At 65.3% G+C, this 16,257-nt stretch carries 16 protein-coding genes, 1 tRNA gene and 2 riboswitches; of the genes, 5 read left to right on the top strand and 12 right to left on the bottom strand.

The window, feature by feature from the left end; translation table 11 throughout:
* Nucleotides 1-240 precede the first annotated feature (240 nt).
* A complete protein-coding gene (groL, locus tag O6R08_RS01975; protein WP_271418517.1) occupies nucleotides 241-1,875 on the bottom strand; it encodes a chaperonin GroEL in 1,635 nt (544 codons plus the stop codon).
* A gap of 337 nt (nucleotides 1,876-2,212) precedes the next feature.
* On the opposite strand from groL, the gene O6R08_RS01970 reads away from it, so the two are divergent.
* From O6R08_RS01970 to O6R08_RS01960, 3 genes are read left to right on the top strand one after another with little or no spacing between them, the layout of a single operon-like run.
* Entirely contained in the window at nucleotides 2,213-2,497 is a 285-nt protein-coding gene (locus O6R08_RS01970) for a DUF3263 domain-containing protein (protein WP_271418516.1), read from the top strand.
* Between the two features lie 48 nt (nucleotides 2,498-2,545).
* Nucleotides 2,546-3,727 carry a mannose-6-phosphate isomerase, class I gene (gene manA, locus O6R08_RS01965; RefSeq protein ID WP_271418515.1) on the top strand — a complete coding sequence of 394 codons (1,182 nt, stop codon included), beginning with the start codon at nucleotides 2,546-2,548 and terminating at the stop codon, nucleotides 3,725-3,727.
* 41 nt (nucleotides 3,728-3,768) lie between these two features.
* Complete coding sequence (locus tag O6R08_RS01960; RefSeq protein ID WP_271419163.1) at nucleotides 3,769-4,251, top strand: S-ribosylhomocysteine lyase; 483 nt, start codon at nucleotides 3,769-3,771, stop codon at nucleotides 4,249-4,251.
* An 8-nt stretch (nucleotides 4,252-4,259) separates the two neighbouring features.
* On the opposite strand, the gene O6R08_RS01955 is transcribed toward O6R08_RS01960, so the two are convergent.
* The 4 genes from O6R08_RS01955 to cobT all read right to left on the bottom strand — a co-directional run bounded on the left by O6R08_RS01955 (nucleotide 4,260) and on the right by cobT (nucleotide 7,710).
* Nucleotides 4,260-4,335: transfer RNA gene (locus tag O6R08_RS01955), tRNA-Thr, on the bottom strand.
* A gap of 80 nt (nucleotides 4,336-4,415) precedes the next feature.
* Nucleotides 4,416-5,180, bottom strand: coding sequence for a helical backbone metal receptor (locus O6R08_RS01950; RefSeq protein WP_271418514.1), 765 nt, complete (start codon nucleotides 5,178-5,180; stop codon nucleotides 4,416-4,418).
* On the bottom strand, nucleotides 5,177-6,016 hold the full coding sequence (locus O6R08_RS01945; RefSeq protein WP_271418513.1) for an adenosylcobinamide-GDP ribazoletransferase: 840 nt from the start codon (nucleotides 6,014-6,016) through the stop codon (nucleotides 5,177-5,179). Before O6R08_RS01945 ends, O6R08_RS01950 begins: the two co-directional genes overlap by 4 nt.
* Nucleotides 6,013-7,710 carry a nicotinate-nucleotide--dimethylbenzimidazole phosphoribosyltransferase gene (cobT, locus tag O6R08_RS01940; protein WP_271418512.1) on the bottom strand — a complete coding sequence of 566 codons (1,698 nt, stop codon included), beginning with the start codon at nucleotides 7,708-7,710 and terminating at the stop codon, nucleotides 6,013-6,015. Before cobT ends, O6R08_RS01945 begins: the two co-directional genes overlap by 4 nt.
* Before the next feature lie 79 nt (nucleotides 7,711-7,789).
* A riboswitch (adenosylcobalamin (AdoCbl) riboswitch) is annotated at nucleotides 7,790-7,907 on the bottom strand.
* Nucleotides 7,908-7,933: 26 nt separating this feature from the next.
* On the opposite strand from cobT, the gene O6R08_RS01935 reads away from it, so the two are divergent.
* Entirely contained in the window at nucleotides 7,934-8,689 is a 756-nt protein-coding gene (locus O6R08_RS01935) for a cobalt-precorrin-6A reductase (RefSeq protein WP_271418511.1), read from the top strand.
* Here the strand turns inward: O6R08_RS01935 and cobA are convergent.
* The 3 genes from cobA to cobO are packed head-to-tail and all read right to left on the bottom strand — an operon-like array spanning nucleotide 8,683 to nucleotide 12,505.
* On the bottom strand, nucleotides 8,683-9,459 hold the full coding sequence (gene cobA / locus O6R08_RS01930) for a uroporphyrinogen-III C-methyltransferase (RefSeq protein WP_271418510.1): 777 nt from the start codon (nucleotides 9,457-9,459) through the stop codon (nucleotides 8,683-8,685). The genes O6R08_RS01935 and cobA overlap by 7 nt on opposite strands.
* Nucleotides 9,459-11,891 carry a cobyrinate a,c-diamide synthase gene (locus O6R08_RS01925; RefSeq protein WP_271418509.1) on the bottom strand — a complete coding sequence of 811 codons (2,433 nt, stop codon included), beginning with the start codon at nucleotides 11,889-11,891 and terminating at the stop codon, nucleotides 9,459-9,461. The genes cobA and O6R08_RS01925 overlap by 1 nt, the downstream gene beginning before the upstream one ends.
* Nucleotides 11,891-12,505, bottom strand: a complete 615-nt coding sequence (cobO, locus tag O6R08_RS01920) for a cob(I)yrinic acid a,c-diamide adenosyltransferase (protein ID WP_271418508.1) — start codon at nucleotides 12,503-12,505, stop codon at nucleotides 11,891-11,893. Before cobO ends, O6R08_RS01925 begins: the two co-directional genes overlap by 1 nt.
* Before the next feature lie 30 nt (nucleotides 12,506-12,535).
* Nucleotides 12,536-12,659, bottom strand: a riboswitch (adenosylcobalamin (AdoCbl) riboswitch).
* 100 nt (nucleotides 12,660-12,759) lie between these two features.
* On the opposite strand from cobO, the gene cbiT reads away from it, so the two are divergent.
* Nucleotides 12,760-13,356 carry a precorrin-6Y C5,15-methyltransferase (decarboxylating) subunit CbiT gene (gene cbiT, locus O6R08_RS01915; protein ID WP_271418507.1) on the top strand — a complete coding sequence of 199 codons (597 nt, stop codon included), beginning with the start codon at nucleotides 12,760-12,762 and terminating at the stop codon, nucleotides 13,354-13,356.
* 5 nt (nucleotides 13,357-13,361) lie between these two features.
* Here cbiT and O6R08_RS01910 read toward each other — a convergent pair whose 3' ends face one another.
* The 4 genes from O6R08_RS01910 to O6R08_RS01895 are packed head-to-tail and all read right to left on the bottom strand — an operon-like array spanning nucleotide 13,362 to nucleotide 16,144.
* A complete protein-coding gene (locus tag O6R08_RS01910) occupies nucleotides 13,362-14,195 on the bottom strand; it encodes an energy-coupling factor ABC transporter ATP-binding protein (protein ID WP_271418506.1) in 834 nt (277 codons plus the stop codon).
* Nucleotides 14,192-15,037 (bottom strand): cobalt ECF transporter T component CbiQ, encoded by an 846-nt coding sequence (cbiQ, locus tag O6R08_RS01905; RefSeq protein WP_271418505.1) that lies wholly within the window; start codon nucleotides 15,035-15,037, stop codon nucleotides 14,192-14,194. The genes O6R08_RS01910 and cbiQ overlap by 4 nt, the downstream gene beginning before the upstream one ends.
* A complete protein-coding gene (locus O6R08_RS01900; protein WP_271418504.1) occupies nucleotides 15,034-15,468 on the bottom strand; it encodes an energy-coupling factor ABC transporter substrate-binding protein in 435 nt (144 codons plus the stop codon). Before O6R08_RS01900 ends, cbiQ begins: the two co-directional genes overlap by 4 nt.
* Complete coding sequence (locus O6R08_RS01895) at nucleotides 15,461-16,144, bottom strand: energy-coupling factor ABC transporter permease (RefSeq protein ID WP_271418503.1); 684 nt, start codon at nucleotides 16,142-16,144, stop codon at nucleotides 15,461-15,463. Before O6R08_RS01895 ends, O6R08_RS01900 begins: the two co-directional genes overlap by 8 nt.
* Nucleotides 16,145-16,257: the final 113 nt, after the last annotated feature.

Raw genomic sequence — 16,257 nt, 5'->3', positions numbered from 1 at the left:
GTACTCCTGGGCAAGGAGTTTGTCACTCCTCTAGATCACATACATCGGCACCGGTGACATCACCAGCCTGGTCTGACGAGAACACCAGTTTCCGTCTCCACCGTCCATCTCGTACGCGAGTCATCACCGTCCCGCCGAATGGTCCGCGCGTATCACCCCTCCAGATACCAATTCACGAACATCAACACGATGGGGCGGCTCCAAAACGGAGCCGCCCCATCGTGGATCAGATGAGCTGGATCACATCATTCCGCCCATGCCACCCATGCCGTCCATGTCGCCGCCGCCAGCAGGAGCCTTGACAGGCTCGGGCTTGTCAGCGATGACAGCCTCGGTGGTGAGGAACAAAGCCGCAATGGAGGCTGCGTTCTGCAGGGCAGAACGAGTCACCTTGGCCGGATCGATGATGCCGGCGTCGACCATGTCGACGTACTCGCCCGTGGCAGCGTTGAGGCCCTGTCCTGCAGGCAGACCAGCGACCTTCTCAGCCACGACTCCACCCTCAAGACCCGCGTTGACAGCGATCTGCTTGAGCGGGGCGGAGCAAGCAGCCAGAACGATCTGTGCGCCGGTGAGCTCGTCGCCCTCCAGCCCCTCGATCGTGGCGGCCTTGGAAGCCTGGATGGGGGCGACACCACCACCGGGGATGATGCCCTCCTCGACAGCTGCCTTGGCGTTGCGCACGGCGTCCTCGATGCGGTGCTTGCGCTCCTTGAGCTCGACCTCGGTGGCAGCACCCACCTTGATGACGGCGACGCCGCCGGCGAGCTTGGCGAGGCGCTCCTGCAGCTTCTCGCGGTCGTAGTCGGAGTCGGAGTTCTCGATCTCCTTGCGGATCTGGCTCACGCGTCCGGCGATCTGCTCGGAGTCCCCGGCACCGTCGACGATGGTGGCCTCGTCCTTGGTGACGACAACCTGGCGGGCGTGGCCCAGCAGGTCGAGGGTGACGGCGTCGAGGGACAGACCGACCTCCTCGGAGATGACCTGGCCGCCGGTGAGGATGGCGATGTCGTTGAGCATGGCCTTACGACGGTCACCGAAGCCCGGGGCCTTGACGGCGACGGACTTGAAGGTGCCACGGATCTTGTTGACGATGAGGCCAGCCAGGGCCTCTCCCTCAACGTCCTCGGCAATGACGAAGAGCGGCTTGCCGGACTGCATGACCTTCTCGAGGACCGGCAGGAGGTCCTTCAGCGAGGAGATCTTGGAGTTGACGATGAGGATGTAGGGATCCTCGAGGACAGCCTCCATGCGCTCGGTGTCAGTGACGAAGTAGGGCGAGATGTAGCCCTTGTCGAAGCGCATGCCCTCGGTGAGCTCAAGCTCCAGGCCGAAGGTGTTGGACTCCTCGACAGTGATGACGCCTTCCTTGCCGACCTTGTCCATGGCCTCGGCGATGATCTCACCGACGGTGGGATCGGCAGCCGAGATGGAGGCGGTGGAGGCGATCTGGTCCTTGGTCTCGATGTCGATGGCCATCTCGGACAGACGAGCGCTGATGGCCTCGACGGCGGTCTCGATGCCCTTCTTCAGGCCCATCGGGTTGGCGCCAGCAGTGACATTGCGCAGGCCCTCACGGACCATGGCCTGGGCCAGGACGGTGGCCGTGGTGGTTCCGTCGCCAGCGACGTCGTCAGTCTTCTTGGCGACCTCCTTGACGAGCTCAGCGCCGATCTTCTCGTAGGGATCGTCGAGCTCGATCTCCTTGGCGATGGAGACACCGTCATTGGTGATCGTCGGGGCGCCCCAGGACTTCTCCAGGACGACGTTGCGGCCCTTGGGGCCGAGAGTGACCTTGACCGCGTCGGCGAGGGTGTTCATACCCGCCTCAAGACCGCGGCGGGCCTCGATGTTGAATTCGATGAGCTTTGCCATGTTTGGGGGATTCCTCCGCTCCGGTGGGCTTGGCAGCCCGTGGACGTCAGATGGTGTGGCGGGAGCGACCCCGCGTTGTGTTTCCCCGTGATGCCCGCGACGGACGATCTGGTGATCTCATCACCGGGACAACCACTCGCACCGGCGCTCGCAACACCGATTCGGGCGGTAGCACTCTCGCTTGCCGAGTGCCAATGACATGTTTAGCACTCGCACCCCGCGAGTGCAAAGGGTTGATGAACAGAAAGTGGCTGATTGCGCTGCCCCAGGGTTGGCGTCAGGCAGGTTGCGCCGCGTTGCTGCTCGACGATCGCGCGCCGGACCCTAAACTGGAATCGTGTCAGATTCCTCCACTCCCGACGACGTGGCGTTCAACGAACTCAGTGCATCGGATCGCGCGATCCTGGACCTCGAGGAATCTTGGCAGGCCGGGAATCCAAGCCTTGACAAGGAGACCGTCATACGCGAGAAGCTCGGCATGTCGTCCCCCCGCTACCACTTGCGACTCAACGAACTCATCGACGATGAGTCGGCCGCACGTTATGCGCCGTCCCTGGTCGGACGGCTGCAACGAGTCCGCAGTCAGCAGCGCCGGTCTCGCAGCGCACAGTTGCTCGGATGACACACGCGGCGTCGTCAACGATGCGACACCATTGACGAGAGGCACACTATGAAACGCCTGACCGGTACGGTCCGGACGTACTCCTGGGGCTCCTATGACGCGATCCCCGACATCTTGGGGCAAGAACCCGACGGCGAACCCTGGGCCGAATACTGGCTTGGGGCCCACGACTCCTCGCCATCAACCCTTGACGGCACTCCTCTCAACGACTACCTCGACGCTCACCCCGACGAGCTGGGTCAACGCAGTCGTGACGTCTTCGGCACGAAGCTGCCCTTCCTCCTCAAGATCCTCGCGGCTCGCCACCCCCTGAGCCTCCAGGCCCATCCTGACGCCCACATGGCCAGGAGTGGGTTCATCCGCGAGAACGAGGCTGGTATTGACGTCAACGACCCCCAGCGCACCTTCGTCGATGACTGGCCCAAGCCCGAAATCCTGGTCGCCATGAGTGACTTCGAAGGACTGTGTGGATTCCGGGACCCGCACGAGACCCGTCAACTCTTCGATGGTCTCGACGTTCGTACCCCGATCGACCCCGTGTTGGGATCCCTGACGGAGCGTTCCGGTCCGGCGGCTCTGGCTGAGACCTTCCTCGACTGCCTCGCCGGCGACGACATGCGTCGTCAGATCGTCGTCGAAGTGGTGTCAGGGGCCGTCAACCATGTTGGCGAGGACACCGCACTGGGTGAGTTCGCGCGCACTGCCGTGGAGCTTGACGAGTATTTCCCCGGAGATCCATCAATCCTTGCCGCACTCATACTCAACCGCGTCCACCTCAAGCCCGGGCAAGCGCTGGCCGTTCCTCCCGGCCTCATGCATTCCTACTTGTCAGGGACCGGAATCGAGATCATGGCCGATTCCAACAACGTCGTGCGCGGCGGGCTCACTGACAAACACATTGACGTCGACTCTCTGATCGAGATTGTCGACTTCCAGACCCAGGAACCGCGCATCATGACTGCCGAGGACGTCGACCCCGGTCTGCGGGTCTTCCCCAGCAGCCATGACCAGTTCCGGCTGTGGGAACTCGACCTCGACGCCACCCGCCCCACCATCCTGCCGGCCAGTGACTTGGCGCGTATCCTGCTCATCACCGGTGGCTATGCGGTGTGCTCAAGTTCGCAGGGCACTGAGGAAATCGTGCATGGCCAGGCTGTCTGGATCCCCGCTGGAGAGCAAGTGCAAGTCGATGGGGACTGCGACGGATTCCTCGCCGCTGCTGGGCTGTGATACTGACTCACGCAATGACTCCCCGTGTGGAAATCAGGCGGTTGAGAGAGGATGGACCCATGGCACACAAGATGAACGTCGAGAGTTTCAACCTGGACCACACCAAGGTGGCGGCACCGTTCGTGCGCGTGGCGGACGTCAAGCACCTTCCTGCCGGCGACACCCTCACCAAGTACGACGTGAGGTTCTGCCAGCCCAACAAGGATCATCTGGAGATGCCTGCGGTCCACTCCATCGAGCACTCCTTCGCCGAGTGCGTGCGTAACCATTCGGAGTCCGTCATCGACTTCGGGCCGATGGGATGCCAGACCGGGTTCTACCTCATCATGGTCGGCGAACCGGACGTCCCGGCCATCTGCGAGCTCGTCGAGACGACCCTGCGCGACATCCTCGAGCTCGACGCCACCCCCGCCGCCAACGAGGTGCAGTGCGGATGGGGAGCCAACCATTCCATCAAGGCTGCCCAAGACGCCGCCCGCACAATGCTGGACCGCCGCGATGAATGGGAGCAGGTGATGGCCTGAGAGACAGGTGGAGCCTCTGACAGGATTCGAACCCGCGACCATCGCTTTACAAGAGCGGCGCTCTACCAACTGAGCTACAGAGGCCTGCCGCCTCCTGGCGACGTGGGACATTGTGGCACATGTCGTCAGGATGGCCTAGCTGGCTTCGGATGCCGTCGGTGTCGTCAGGACAACACCTCGGACAGGTAGCGACGGGCCCCGACCATAGACGGACCGTACCAGGCCAGCCTCTGACCGTCGACGAGACGGACGTCGAGGTCGGGGAAAGCCGACACATCGTCGATCCCGAATTGGTAGGGCTCGTCAGGCAGAATGACGCGGTCCGGGCGGGCCGAGATGAGATCGTCCAGGTCGACGTGAGGGTAGCGCGACTCCCCCGGCAGGCTGACCAACGTCACCCCGACCTTCCTCAACACATCGGCAATATAGGTGTCTTGTCCTACGCAGATCCACGGGTCCCGCCACACTGCGACGATGGCGGTTCGGCTCTCGCCACTCCACGGCTCCTCCCATTCCGCCGCGGCGTCACACAGCCATTCCGGTTTCTCGACGCAAAACCCTTCGCTGAAGAGCCTCGTCAGGCTGGTGAGAGCCTCGGAAACCGTGTCGATCCGCGTCACCCACACAGGGACCCCTGCCTCGCGTAACAAGGCGACGTCGTATTCGCGGTTCTCCTCCTGATTGGCGACGACGAGGTCAGGGCGTAGGTCGACGATAGCCGCGCGATGTGGATTCTTCGTGCCCCTGACCCGGGCCACCTCATGCCCCACGACCTGTTCCAGATTGGCCGGACGGATGCAGTAATCAGTACACCCCACGAGGACGTCCGGACATGTCATCGCGATGGCCTCGGTAATCGAGGGCACCAAGCTCACGACTCGCCGCACCGGCCCACTCACCGGCACCTGGGCACCAAGATCGTCAATCATGACACCGCCGCCACAATCAGCGCCGTCAAAACCCAGAACGTCATCTGCGTCACCTCATTGATACTTCCGAAGGTGTCACCGGTCATGCCGGACAAGCGTCGCACGAGATGATGAATCCATCCCCGCGCAGTGAGCAGGCTCGCCGCGGCGCAACCGAAAACCACCAGGCACCACACCCAGCCTCCAGCGACCCATCCGGCCAAGGCGCACACGCACCCCAGCGCGGTCAGATTGATCGAGGCTGATGTGGGAGTCGTCACCCCGGCGACGAGGGATCCGAATCCTCCCGGGCGCGCGCAGGGCACCCCGGCCATCGTCGCGAAAAGAATGGCGGCTCGTCCCATGGCCGGGCCTAGAGCAACCAGCACCGCCACGCGCCACCATGCTCCCGAACCGGTCGTCCCGGCCAGGCTCACCACAGCGGCAGCATCAACGAGCAGCACCAGAAGGATGCTGATAACGCCCATCGGTCCGATATCAGACCTCTTCATGATCTCAAGGGCCTTGTCCGGCGCTGCACGCGACCCCAGACCGTCGGCAGTATCGGCAACCCCGTCGAGATGGAACCCTCCGGTCGCTCCTGCCAGCCAGCACAGCGCAAGCACCCCAGCCAGCCACGACCCGGCACCCAGCCCGAGCACGAGAGCCACGATCCCGCCGGCCACCACTCCCAGGCACAGACCCAACCACGGGAAAGCCGTGATGGCTCGACGAGCCAGCCGACGGTCGATGTCGGTCAGGTACGGCCCCGGCAAGATCGTGAAGAGGGACAGGGCCTCGACTATCCCGCGCAGCGGACCCAGTTTGCTCAGGTCAGGATGTGGCTGTTCGCTCATGCCCACCTCTTCGGGATGCCGGCCACGCACATCCACACCTCGTCACAGGCATCCGCGACAGCGGCATTGAGTCGCCCCAACTCGTCTCGGAAGAGCCGTCCGGCCGCGGTGTCGGGCACGACCCCCATCCCTACCTCATTCGAGACGAAGGTGACGTCGCGACGAGTCCGGCGGATGGCGTCGGTCAGGTCGTCGACGCGGTTTCTCACGGACGTCTGCCAGGTCTGGTCGCCAGGATCGGCACTCCAGGCCCCCACCTCGTCGAGAATCCGGGTGATCCACACCCCGAGGCAGTCCACCAGCACCGGGGAGTCGTCGTCGGCCAGCAACACTGCAGCGATATCTGTGGTTTCGACGGTCTGCCAGGTCGCCGGTCGCCGGGATTGGTGCAGGCGAATCCGCTCCTCCCACTCGGCGTCGTCGGGGTTGCGCTGGGAGGTCGCGACATAGGTGGCACGGGAGTCGCGAGGCAGTCTCGACTCAGCGAAGGTCGACTTCCCCGACCTCGCACCCCCCAGAACGAGCGCCCGGCAAGGAACCTTTCCTTCGCTGGCGTCTTCTTCGGTGGCATCTACGTCGATGGCGTCGGGAATGTCCGTCTCCCCGGTCACCTTGATGTCGGTGACGTCAGCGTCCTCGAAAGTGGCCATCTCATTGAGGATGTGGGCGCTGGCCTGCACGATCGGCAGAGCCAGGATGGCTCCCGACCCCTCCCCCAACCTCATACCGAGGTCCAACAAGGCGGGCAGGTCCAAAGCGGAGGTCGACGCCGCGATTCCCGGCTCGGCACCGGCGTGACTCATGATGATGAAGTCGCGGGTTTGCGGGCAGATTGCGGTGGCCGTCAGAGCGGCAGAACAAGCGATCACGCCGTCAATGAGCACGGGGATGCGTGAGGAGGCCGCGGCAAGGATGAAACCAGCCATGGCCGCATGCTCGAAACCTCCCACCTTCGCCAACGCCTCGACCGGGCGGTCAGCCTCCGGGCGGTTGACCTGGATGGCACGGGAGACCACACCGATCTTGTGCTGATGCCGACGATCGTCCGACCCAGCACCCCTTCCCGTCACCTCAGCAGGAGGACGCCGCGTGAAGACGCTGATGAGGGCCGCCGCCGGCGTCGTATTGGCAATCCCCATCTCGCCAGTGACGAGGATGTCTGCTCCCTGCTCGACAGCTTCCAAACCGGTCTCGATACCAACTTCGAGGGCCCGGAGGGCCTCGTCAAGACTCATCGCCGGGCCTTGGGAGATGTCGTCCGTGCCTCGGCGCACACACCGCTGACGAATGGGCGCGTCAACCTCATGGCGGGCACCGACGTCAGTAATCCACAGCTGGGCACCCAGGTTCCTCGACATCACGCTGATCGCCGCCCCGCCAGCCGCCATGTTGACCATCTGCTGGGTGGTGATCTCCTGGGGATCAGGGGAGACCCCCTGAGCCCACACCCCGTGGTCACCAGCGAACAGCCCGACAACCGGGTGGCTCGGAACCGGGACCGGAACCTGTCCATACATCCCCGCCAGACGGATGGACAGATCCTCCAACAACCCCAGCGAACCCTCCGGCTTGGTGAGCACCTGCTGACGAGCCCGAGCAGATTCACGTGCTGTGGCGTCAGCTCCTCGAATGCCGCGTACCGTGCGGGAGAGCAGACTCTCAGCGGACAGGGATTCAGGCAGGCAGACCATCATGCTCCATCGTCGGGGACGCCGCCGCGTCCCTCCAGGTCTGTGTCCTCGCAGCCTGGACGCCACGCACGCGCGTCACAGTCGTCCTACCCCGGTCGAGGCAGGTGTACGCGGTTCTGGTCTGACTTCGCCTCGACGGCGTCACAGTGGCGGGACCGTCCCGGATTCTCACCGGTGTTCCACCGCGATCACTGATCATTGTCCCACAGGCTGGTTTGATGGAGTCATGGACGTCCTCATTCTTGGCGGCACGACGAAGGCCCGGCAGCTGGCCACTCGACTGGTCGACGACGGGGTTGACCTGTGCACCTCCCTGGCGGGACGCACCAAATCCCCACGGCCGGTTCCCGGTCCGACGAGACTGGGCGGGTTCGGGGGGATCGAGGGACTCAAGGACTTCCTCACGGCCCACGAGGTCAAGGTCATGGTGGACGCCTCCCATCCCTTCGCCGCGACCATGCACGGCCACGCCGCCCAAGCCTGCCGCGATCTCAATGTGCCGCTGGCCCGGTTGGCCCCGCCCAGCTGGCGCACCCAGCCCGAGGCAGCGACCTGGACCTGGGTGGACGACCACGACGACGCCGCACGGGCCCTGGCGGACCTGCCTGACGTCGTCCTGCTGACGGTGGGACGCCAACCCGTCAGCCACTACCTGCGACTCGGCCCGCGCCGGGTCATCGTGCGCTGCGTGGACGCCCCCGACGAGGAACTTCCCGAAGGCTGGACGGTGCTGCAGGAGCGCGGCCCCTTCACCATGGACCGGGAGCGCGAGATCTTCTCCGGCGGGGCGGCGACCCTCGTCTCGAAGGACTCCGGGGGCACTGACCTGGACCCGAAGCTTCGCCTGGCAGCCGAAACCGGCATCCACGTCGTCATGGTGTCACGCGGCCCGGCCCCCGGCTGGGGAGACGAGCTGGGCGAGGTCGACGAGGCGGTGCAGTGGATTGACGACCACCTCGCGACCGTCAAAAAACCTCAGTGATCTGACGGTTCGTGGACTCGGGTCTGGTCAAGGTCGAGTCCAGCGACGTCACCGACCACGGTGATGGCCGGCGGCTTGATCCCCGCCTCGGCCATGTCCTCGGCAGCCTTCTCCAAGGTCGTCGTCAAGGATCGCTGGGTGAACAGGGATGCGTCCGCGACGACGGCGACCGGGGTGTCACCGGACAATCCGCCATCCATGAGGCGCGCGGCGATGTCACCGATGTGAGCCACGCCCATGAGGATGACCAGAGTGGTGCCGGTCTTGGCGATCTGGGCCCAGTCGAGCTCGGAACGGGTGTCACCGGGGGCGACGTGCCCCGACACGACGGTGAACCCCTGAACCATGTGACGGTGGGTCAGTGGGACTCCCATGAGTTCGGGACCGGCCACGCAGGAGGTGACGCCGGGGATGACGCGCACCGGGACCCCGGCGGCGGCACAGGCCTGCCACTCCTCGCCGCCACGACCGAAAACGAAGGAATCGCCGCCCTTGAGGCGCACCACCTTGCGCCCGGCCTTGGCATGCTCGACAAGCAGCTCGTTGGTGCGCTCCTGGGGGACGTAGGGCCCGCGCGGCACCTTGCCCACCGGGATCTTCTCGGCGTCGGGGTTCTCGTCCATGACGTCGGCCGGGGCGAGTCGGTCGTAGAGGATGACGTCGGCCTGGCGCACCGCTTCCAGTCCTGCGATGGTCAGCAGTCCGGGATCACCGGGGCCACCTCCGACGAGGGTGACGGTGCCGGGAACAAGTTCTGGCGAGTAGGACATCAGTTCTCCTTGGGGGGACGTGCGACCAGATCACAGATGGCTTGAGACAACGCGGCGTGGGTTTCCGGGTCGCGGACGGCGAGTCTGATCCAGGTGGGTCCCAGACCGGGGAAGGTCTCCCCGCGTCGCACGGCGAATCCACGATCGGCCAGGGGTTGGCGTACCGAATCGCCACTGATCGACGAGGTGTCGACCAGGACGAAGGGAGCCTCGGACTCCACGACGTGCAAGCCCAGTTCCCGCAGGCGCCCGACGAGATCAGCGCGGGCCGCCGGGAGCTCGTCGCGCAACTGGTCGCGAAAACGGGCGGCCTGCTGTCCGGTGCAGGCGACCATGGCTGCGATGGCCGGCGTCGAGACCGACCACGGGGTCTGACGGGCTGCCAGCCGCGAGACGAGTCGCCGATCCCCGACGAGGTATCCGGCACGGATGCCGGCCAGGCCATAGGTCTTCGTCAAGGACCGCAGCACCAGCAGGTCGTCCATGTCACTGCCGATGAGGGACTGGGATTCGTCGGTGGCGTCCATGAATGCCTCGTCGACGACGAGGATCCGGCCAGGACGACGCAGGGCCAGCAGGTCGGCGGCCGGATGCAGCCGTCCCGTGGGGTTTGTGGGATTCCCGACGATGACCAGATCGGCGTCCTCGGGGACAAGGCCCGGATCCAGTGCGAACCCGTCGGATGCCTTGAGGATGACCCGGTCGACGTCAATCCCCGCCGCCCTCAACGCAGCCTCGGGCTCGGTGAATTGGGGATGGACGACGACGGCGTGACGCGGCTGCGTGGTCGCGATGAGCGGAAAGGCCTCGGCGGCTCCGGCTGTCGGCAGGACGCTGTCTGGCCTCACGTCGTACATGGCAGCCAGGGCGTTGCGGGCCGGGGTGGCGTCCGGATAGCGCGCCCAGTCGTGCTCGGTGGAAGTGATGGCCTCACGAAGCCACTGCGGCGGCTCGGGAACCCGCACGTTGACGGCCAGATCGACCAATCCCTCGGCGATGTCGCTGTCCCCGTGGTGATTCAAGTCGGGCTCGCTCGCGTGGTCGTCTGCGGCCTCGTGGCGCCTGGCAACCTCACGGGCAAACCACACCGCCTGGGAGGGCTGGCCTGCCCAGTGCAGGTGCAGATACGAGGCCTGAACGGTGGGACGTCCCAGCCCGGCAGGGTCCGCCAGAGCTCCCTCGGCGCGATCTGAGCCGTCGGGCATGGCGATGTGCCAGGCAGGGTCGATGTCAGCGAGTGGGGTCGTCATGGTGCGGTGGAATTCATGGCCGACGACACTGATGGAGTCACGGGTGGCCACGCGATAGCCCATCGTCAACCTCTTCGCCATGGCCGCATCCATCGGCAACACCCCGGACATGTCGTGCCCATCGAGGTGGCGGCAGAGGTACAGCAGCCCGGCGCACTCCGCAACGATCGGCATGCCGGCCGCAGCGTGGGCGCGGACATCTGCTGCCAGCTCGGTGTTGTCCTCAAGATCCGTGGCGTGCATCTGCGGGAATCCACCACCCAGGTAGAGCCCTCGGATCCCGTCGGGGAGACGTCGATCTGTGAGGGGGTCGACGTCAACGACGCGGAACCCGGCGGCCTGCAGCATCTCGGTGGTCTCGGGGTACCGGAAGGTGAAGGCCCGCCCGGCGAAGATGCCGACCATCGGGGGCTCGTCGAAGGACTGGGCTTGCCAACCGGCTGATTCCAGTGCGGTTCTCGGATTCCACGGCTCAGCGTCGAGGTCGGGGGCCGACCTGGCCAACTCCATGACGGCGTCAAGGTCGACGTGCTCGGCGATGAGATCTCCCAGGCTCGCCACCTTGGCAGCTGAATCCTCCCACTCCCCCGCCGGGACCAGGCCCAGGTGGCGTGACGGCACGAAGATCGACTCGGTGCGCGGAATCTGTCCCAGCACCGGGATGCCGAGACGGTCGAGGCCACGGACGATCTCGGCACCGTGGCGGGGCGAGGCGACCCGGTTGAGGATCGCACCGGCGATGGTGACACTCGGGTCAAAGGTCGCCAGACCTGCCACCACCGCGGCGTGGGTGAGGGAGGCGTGGGCGGTGTCGACGACGACGACCACCGGGGTCCGAGTCGTCGTGGCGATCTCGGCGCTGGACCCGCGCCCAGTGCCGAGCTGGCCGTCGAACAGCCCCATCACCCCCTCGATGACCGCGACGTCGGCCGGGTCGGGGGTGAGGAAACCGTGGGCCAGCAGCGGAGCCATGAGCTCCTCACCGCACATCACCGAGTCCAGGTTGCGACCCGGACGACCGCTGGCCATCGAGTGGTAACCCGGATCGATGTAGTCCGGGCCGACCTTGAACGGCGCCACCGTACGGCCACTGGCACGCAGGGCTGCCATGAGACCGGTCGCCACGGTCGTCTTGCCACCTCCCGAGGCCGGGGCGGCAATGAGGATTCGGGGAAGATGCATCACCACTCGATTCCTGCCTGGCCGCGCTGTCCGGCGTCGAAGGGGTGGGTGATCTTGGTCATCTCGGTGACGAGGTCAGCGGCCTCGACGAGCGCAGCCGGGGCGTGACGACCCGTGATGACGACGTGCTGGGTTCCAGGGCGATTGACGAGGGTGTCGACGACCTCCTCGACGTCGAGCCATCCCCAGTGGAGCGGATAGGTGAACTCGTCAAGAAGGTAGAAGTCCATGGCCTGGTTCGCCAGCAGTTCGCAGACGTGCCGCCATCCCTCGCGAGCAGCAGCCTCAGGATTCTCTGCGGCGTCGAAGGATCGTGCCCAGGACCATCCGGTCCCCATGACCTCCCACACCACAGGCCCACCAACGCCGGTCTCCTCGTGCAGTTTCCCGAGAGCCTGCAGGGCGTCCTGCTCACCGACATGCCACCGTCCAGATTTCACGAACTGAAACACGCCGACTCGCCATCCCTGGTTCCAGGCGCGCAGGGCGGTACCCATGGCCGCTGTGGTCTTGCCTTTGCCCTCACCGGTATTGACCGCCAAGATCGGCCGCAACCGTCGCTGTCTGGTGGACAGCCCGTCGTCTGGTGTGGCACCACTGCGCGCCTGCGGCATGAACGACCTCCTTGCGGGTCCGCGCCCGTCAGGCCACGGCTTTTCCGTGACCTGACCCGCCGGATCGACCTGGCTTGCGCTGAGGCGCTCACAGTGGCGGGACCGCTTCGGATTCACACCGAATTCCTCCCTGCGAGTCTGCGTCGATTCTGTCACATCTGGGTGGCAGCCCTCACCGCGCCATCGGGTCAGTCGTCAAGGTTCGGGTGCTCCCTACACCCCTTGGTGTCCCCACCACCACCTAGGCTTCCCACATGACCCATGATCCTGACGCCACCCTCCTCGGACGCACGCCTGGCCTCGACGAGAAGCACTTCGCCCATGACGGGCTCATCACCAAACACCCGGTGAGGGCCGTCGCCCTGGCAGCCCTGCGCCCCATGCCGGACCAACTGCTGTGGGACCTGGGCACCGGAGCCGGATCAATCGCGGTGGAATGGTGCCGCACTGATCCGACCTGTCGAGCCGTCGGGGTGGAGCGCAAGGCAGAACGGGCCGCCAATGCCCGCACGAATGCCGCAGAGCTCACGCTGCCGGGCCAGTTCGAGGTCATCGACGCCGACCTGACCCGAGGTCTCCCGGAGGGACTGCCCGACCCGGACGCCATCTTCATCGGCGGCGGCGCGACGGAGACCCTCGTCAACCAGTGTCGGGCCCGTCTGCCCATCGGGGGACGACTCGTCGTCCATGGGGTGACAATGGAGGCCGAGATGCTCGTGGAAGCCTTGCACCGGGATCTGGGCGGTGACCTCATGAGGTTTAGCGTCGAGACCGCCGACAGCATCGGTCGGCTGCGAGGCTGGAAACCCGCCCGCACCGTCGTGGCGTGGACCTGGCAGCGCGCTGAGTGACGGCGTCAGCGCGGAGTGCTCGCAGACCGGTGTGACAACAACTCGACGACCTCGTTCATCGTCCGGGGACGTTCATCCATGCCAAGACGCCGGGCCAACTCGAGGGTCCACGGCAGGTGCAGATGAGCCCTCTCCACGACGGGCACGTCTGCGAGCAATTCGTCGATCGGCCCCTGCCGTACTCCCCCGTCAACGACGATGAGGGCCTCGTCAGCCCAAGCCAGTGCCAGGTCGACGTCGTGGGTGGCCATCGCCACCGTCGTGCCGTGGTCTCGCAGCCGGTCCAGGGCCGCCAGCATCCTGGTGACTCCGACCGGGTCGAGTCCGGCTGTGGGCTCGTCAAGGAGAAGGAGATCCGGGCGCATGGCGACGGCACCGGCGACGGCGATCCTCTTGCGCTCGCCGTAGGAGAGCTGGTGTGTGGCACGTTCGGCAAGATGGCTGGCCCCGAGCAGTTGCAGGGCCTCAGTGACGCGTTCGCGCACCTCGTCCACGTCTAGCCCCATGTTCATCGGGCCGAAGGAGACGTCCTGACTCACGTCAGCGCTGAACAGCTGGTCGTCGGGGTCCTGGAGGACCAGCTGGACCGCCCGGCGGTGCTCACGAAGCTGGCGGCGCCCGTGCCCGAGCACCGTGTCACCCCTCTTGATCTTGCCCTTGATGGGTTTGAGGGAGCCCGACAGGCAGCGCATCAGCGTCGTCTTGCCTGACCCGTTCGCTCCCAGGATTGCCACGCGAACTCCGGCGTGGAAGGAGACGTTGACGTCAGTGAGCACCATGGGCCGGCCAGGGTGGGTGGCGTACAGGTGCTCGGTCGACAGCAGGACCTCGTCACTCATCTGAGCATCCTTCCGGTCGTCGTCCAACTGATCGCCCAGAGGCCAGCGATGACGAGAACAACAATGATCTTGAACCGCGCCGATCCGACGCGTGTGACGGGCAGGGTCACCAAGGCAGACTCAAATCCTCGATTGACCAGGCCGTCGTTGAGGCGATTGGCCCGTGTCCAGGCGCGAATGCCCACCGAACCCAGCAAAGCAGCCGTGTTGTTCATGCGCCGGTTGAACCCGCCGAATCTGCCTGCCGGGGTGTTACCAAGGCGGGCACGCTGAGCTTCACTGGCGCTGACCATGGTGTCGAGCAGCACGAAGATGAGCCGGTAGGTCAGGGATGCGATCTCGAGTAGCGGATCGGGAATGTGGAACTTCCGCAGCCAGGTGAGCAGATCGACCATGGGGGTGGTGACGGCCAGCACCATGACGGTGAGGGTGCCGCAGATACCGTGTTCCATCAAGGACATCGCCTGGGCGGTGGAGACCGGACCGATGCTGAACACCCCGGCGTGCCACCAGACTGTTCCCTCCGGGCTGGAACCCACGCTGATGAGGACCGAAATCGCCCCGATGACGAGGAAGACGATCGGAGCAGCCATGGCTTGCCACAGCACTCTCCTCCGGATGCGTGCCGGGCCAAGGATGACGATCAGGCTGACGATCCCAGCCAGCAGCGACCCGGGCCAGATGCCAGAACCCACCACCGGGCTCACCCACGACGAGGCCTCCATTGGCGGGGTGCACAGAGAGGTGAGGAGGAGGGCCGTCGACAAAGCGACCTTCTCACCGACCGGACGACGCCGCCAGGGAGAGTCCCAGGCGGCGTCGTCGAGAGAGGTGATCGTCATGACTTGGCGGAGGCAGCGGCTTCCGACGAGGTGACGGCGGCCTCGGGCACGTCGTCGACACTGTGCAGGTCGGAGGCGTTCTCGGCCTCCTCACGGCCTTTCTTCCTTCCGGCCATACGACCCAGGGCGTAGCCAGCAACACCGGCACCCAGAGCTGCCTGCATGGCGAACAGACCAGACTCGACCTCACCGGAGTTCGGCTCGAAGACTGGCTTGATCCACTCCTCGGCGCCGGCCTCCTCGGCTGCGGTGGCGGCAGCGTCATCGGTTCCCCCGAATCCCTCGCCGTCATCGGTGGTCTTCTTGGCACCGAGGATCATGCTGGTGACGAACAGGGCAATCAGAAGGACGATGATGACCGGGGTCACCCATGGGCTCTTGCCGGTCAGCGAAGTGTCCTGGCGGGTCTTGGTAACGGTGTTCTCAGGCATGGGCCACCTCCGGGCTGCCAGCGAGGACACCGAGCTGCTGGAGCTGCGGGGCGGCGACCTTGGCAAGGAATCGGAACAGCAGGATTCCGAGCAGCCCCTCAGCGAGAGCCAGCGGGATCTGGGTCCAGGCGAAAATGGTCAGGAACTTGCCGACGGCTCCCCAGAAACCACCGGTCGGATCCGGGAAAGCAAAGGCGAGCTGGAAGCTGGTCACGACATAGGTGACGAAATCGGAGAAGACCATGCACAGGAAAATGGCCAAAGCATCCGGGCCATGACATTTCTTGGTGAGTTTGTAACAGCCGTAGCCGGCCCAGGGTCCGACGATGGCCATCGAGAACGTGTTGGCACCCAGAGTCGACATGCCGCCGTGAGCCAGCAGCAGGGCCTGGAAGATCAACACGATCATCCCCAGGAAGGCCATGACTGGTGGTTTGAACAGAGCTGCACCGACGCCAGTTCCCGTCGGGTGGGAGGACGAGCCGGTAACGCTGGGCAGCTTGATGGCGGAGAGAACGAAGGTGAAGGCGCCGGCAGTGGCGAGCAGGAGCTTGTTCTCCGGGTGCTCCTTGACCTCCTTGACGACTCGGTAGCCGCCGTGAATCACGAATGGCGCAGCAGCTGCGTACCACACTGCGCACTGGGCTGGCGAGAGAATCCCCTCAGCGATATGCATGAGGCGTCATCTCCTTTCTCGGGAATCGCGTCCCGTCCTGGAAAGGCCTGATGTGCGTAGTAGATCTGACTTTCGATCCGCAAAGGGTCGTTCACAGTGGCGCGTCCGTGCCG

Source organism: Cutibacterium equinum, assembly GCF_028021195.1.
Classification (GTDB): domain Bacteria; phylum Actinomycetota; class Actinomycetes; order Propionibacteriales; family Propionibacteriaceae; genus Cutibacterium; species Cutibacterium equinum.
Note: the sequence above shows the minus strand (reverse complement) of the source record. Positions and strands in the feature narration are given on the sequence as shown.

Excerpts from the sequence above, each read along its gene's own strand:
- cobT (WP_271418512.1), bottom strand. The coding sequence starts at position 7,710 with ATGATGGTCTGCCTGCCTGAATCCCTGTCCGCTGAGAGTCTGCTCTCC.
- manA (WP_271418515.1), top strand. The coding sequence starts at position 2,546 with ATGAAACGCCTGACCGGTACGGTCCGGACGTACTCCTGGGGCTCCTAT.
- O6R08_RS01900 (WP_271418504.1), bottom strand. The coding sequence starts at position 15,468 with ATGCCTGAGAACACCGTTACCAAGACCCGCCAGGACACTTCGCTGACC.
- O6R08_RS01910 (WP_271418506.1), bottom strand. The coding sequence starts at position 14,195 with ATGAGTGACGAGGTCCTGCTGTCGACCGAGCACCTGTACGCCACCCAC.
- O6R08_RS01925 (WP_271418509.1), bottom strand. The coding sequence starts at position 11,891 with ATGCATCTTCCCCGAATCCTCATTGCCGCCCCGGCCTCGGGAGGTGGC.
- O6R08_RS01895 (WP_271418503.1), bottom strand. The coding sequence starts at position 16,144 with ATGCATATCGCTGAGGGGATTCTCTCGCCAGCCCAGTGCGCAGTGTGG.
- cbiQ (WP_271418505.1), bottom strand. The coding sequence starts at position 15,037 with ATGACGATCACCTCTCTCGACGACGCCGCCTGGGACTCTCCCTGGCGG.
- O6R08_RS01945 (WP_271418513.1), bottom strand. The coding sequence starts at position 6,016 with ATGAGCGAACAGCCACATCCTGACCTGAGCAAACTGGGTCCGCTGCGC.
- cobA (WP_271418510.1), bottom strand. The coding sequence starts at position 9,459 with ATGTCCTACTCGCCAGAACTTGTTCCCGGCACCGTCACCCTCGTCGGA.
- cobO (WP_271418508.1), bottom strand. The coding sequence starts at position 12,505 with ATGCCGCAGGCGCGCAGTGGTGCCACACCAGACGACGGGCTGTCCACC.
- groL (WP_271418517.1), bottom strand. The coding sequence starts at position 1,875 with ATGGCAAAGCTCATCGAATTCAACATCGAGGCCCGCCGCGGTCTTGAG.
- cbiT (WP_271418507.1), top strand. The coding sequence starts at position 12,760 with ATGACCCATGATCCTGACGCCACCCTCCTCGGACGCACGCCTGGCCTC.
- O6R08_RS01935 (WP_271418511.1), top strand. The coding sequence starts at position 7,934 with ATGGACGTCCTCATTCTTGGCGGCACGACGAAGGCCCGGCAGCTGGCC.
- O6R08_RS01950 (WP_271418514.1), bottom strand. The coding sequence starts at position 5,180 with ATGATTGACGATCTTGGTGCCCAGGTGCCGGTGAGTGGGCCGGTGCGG.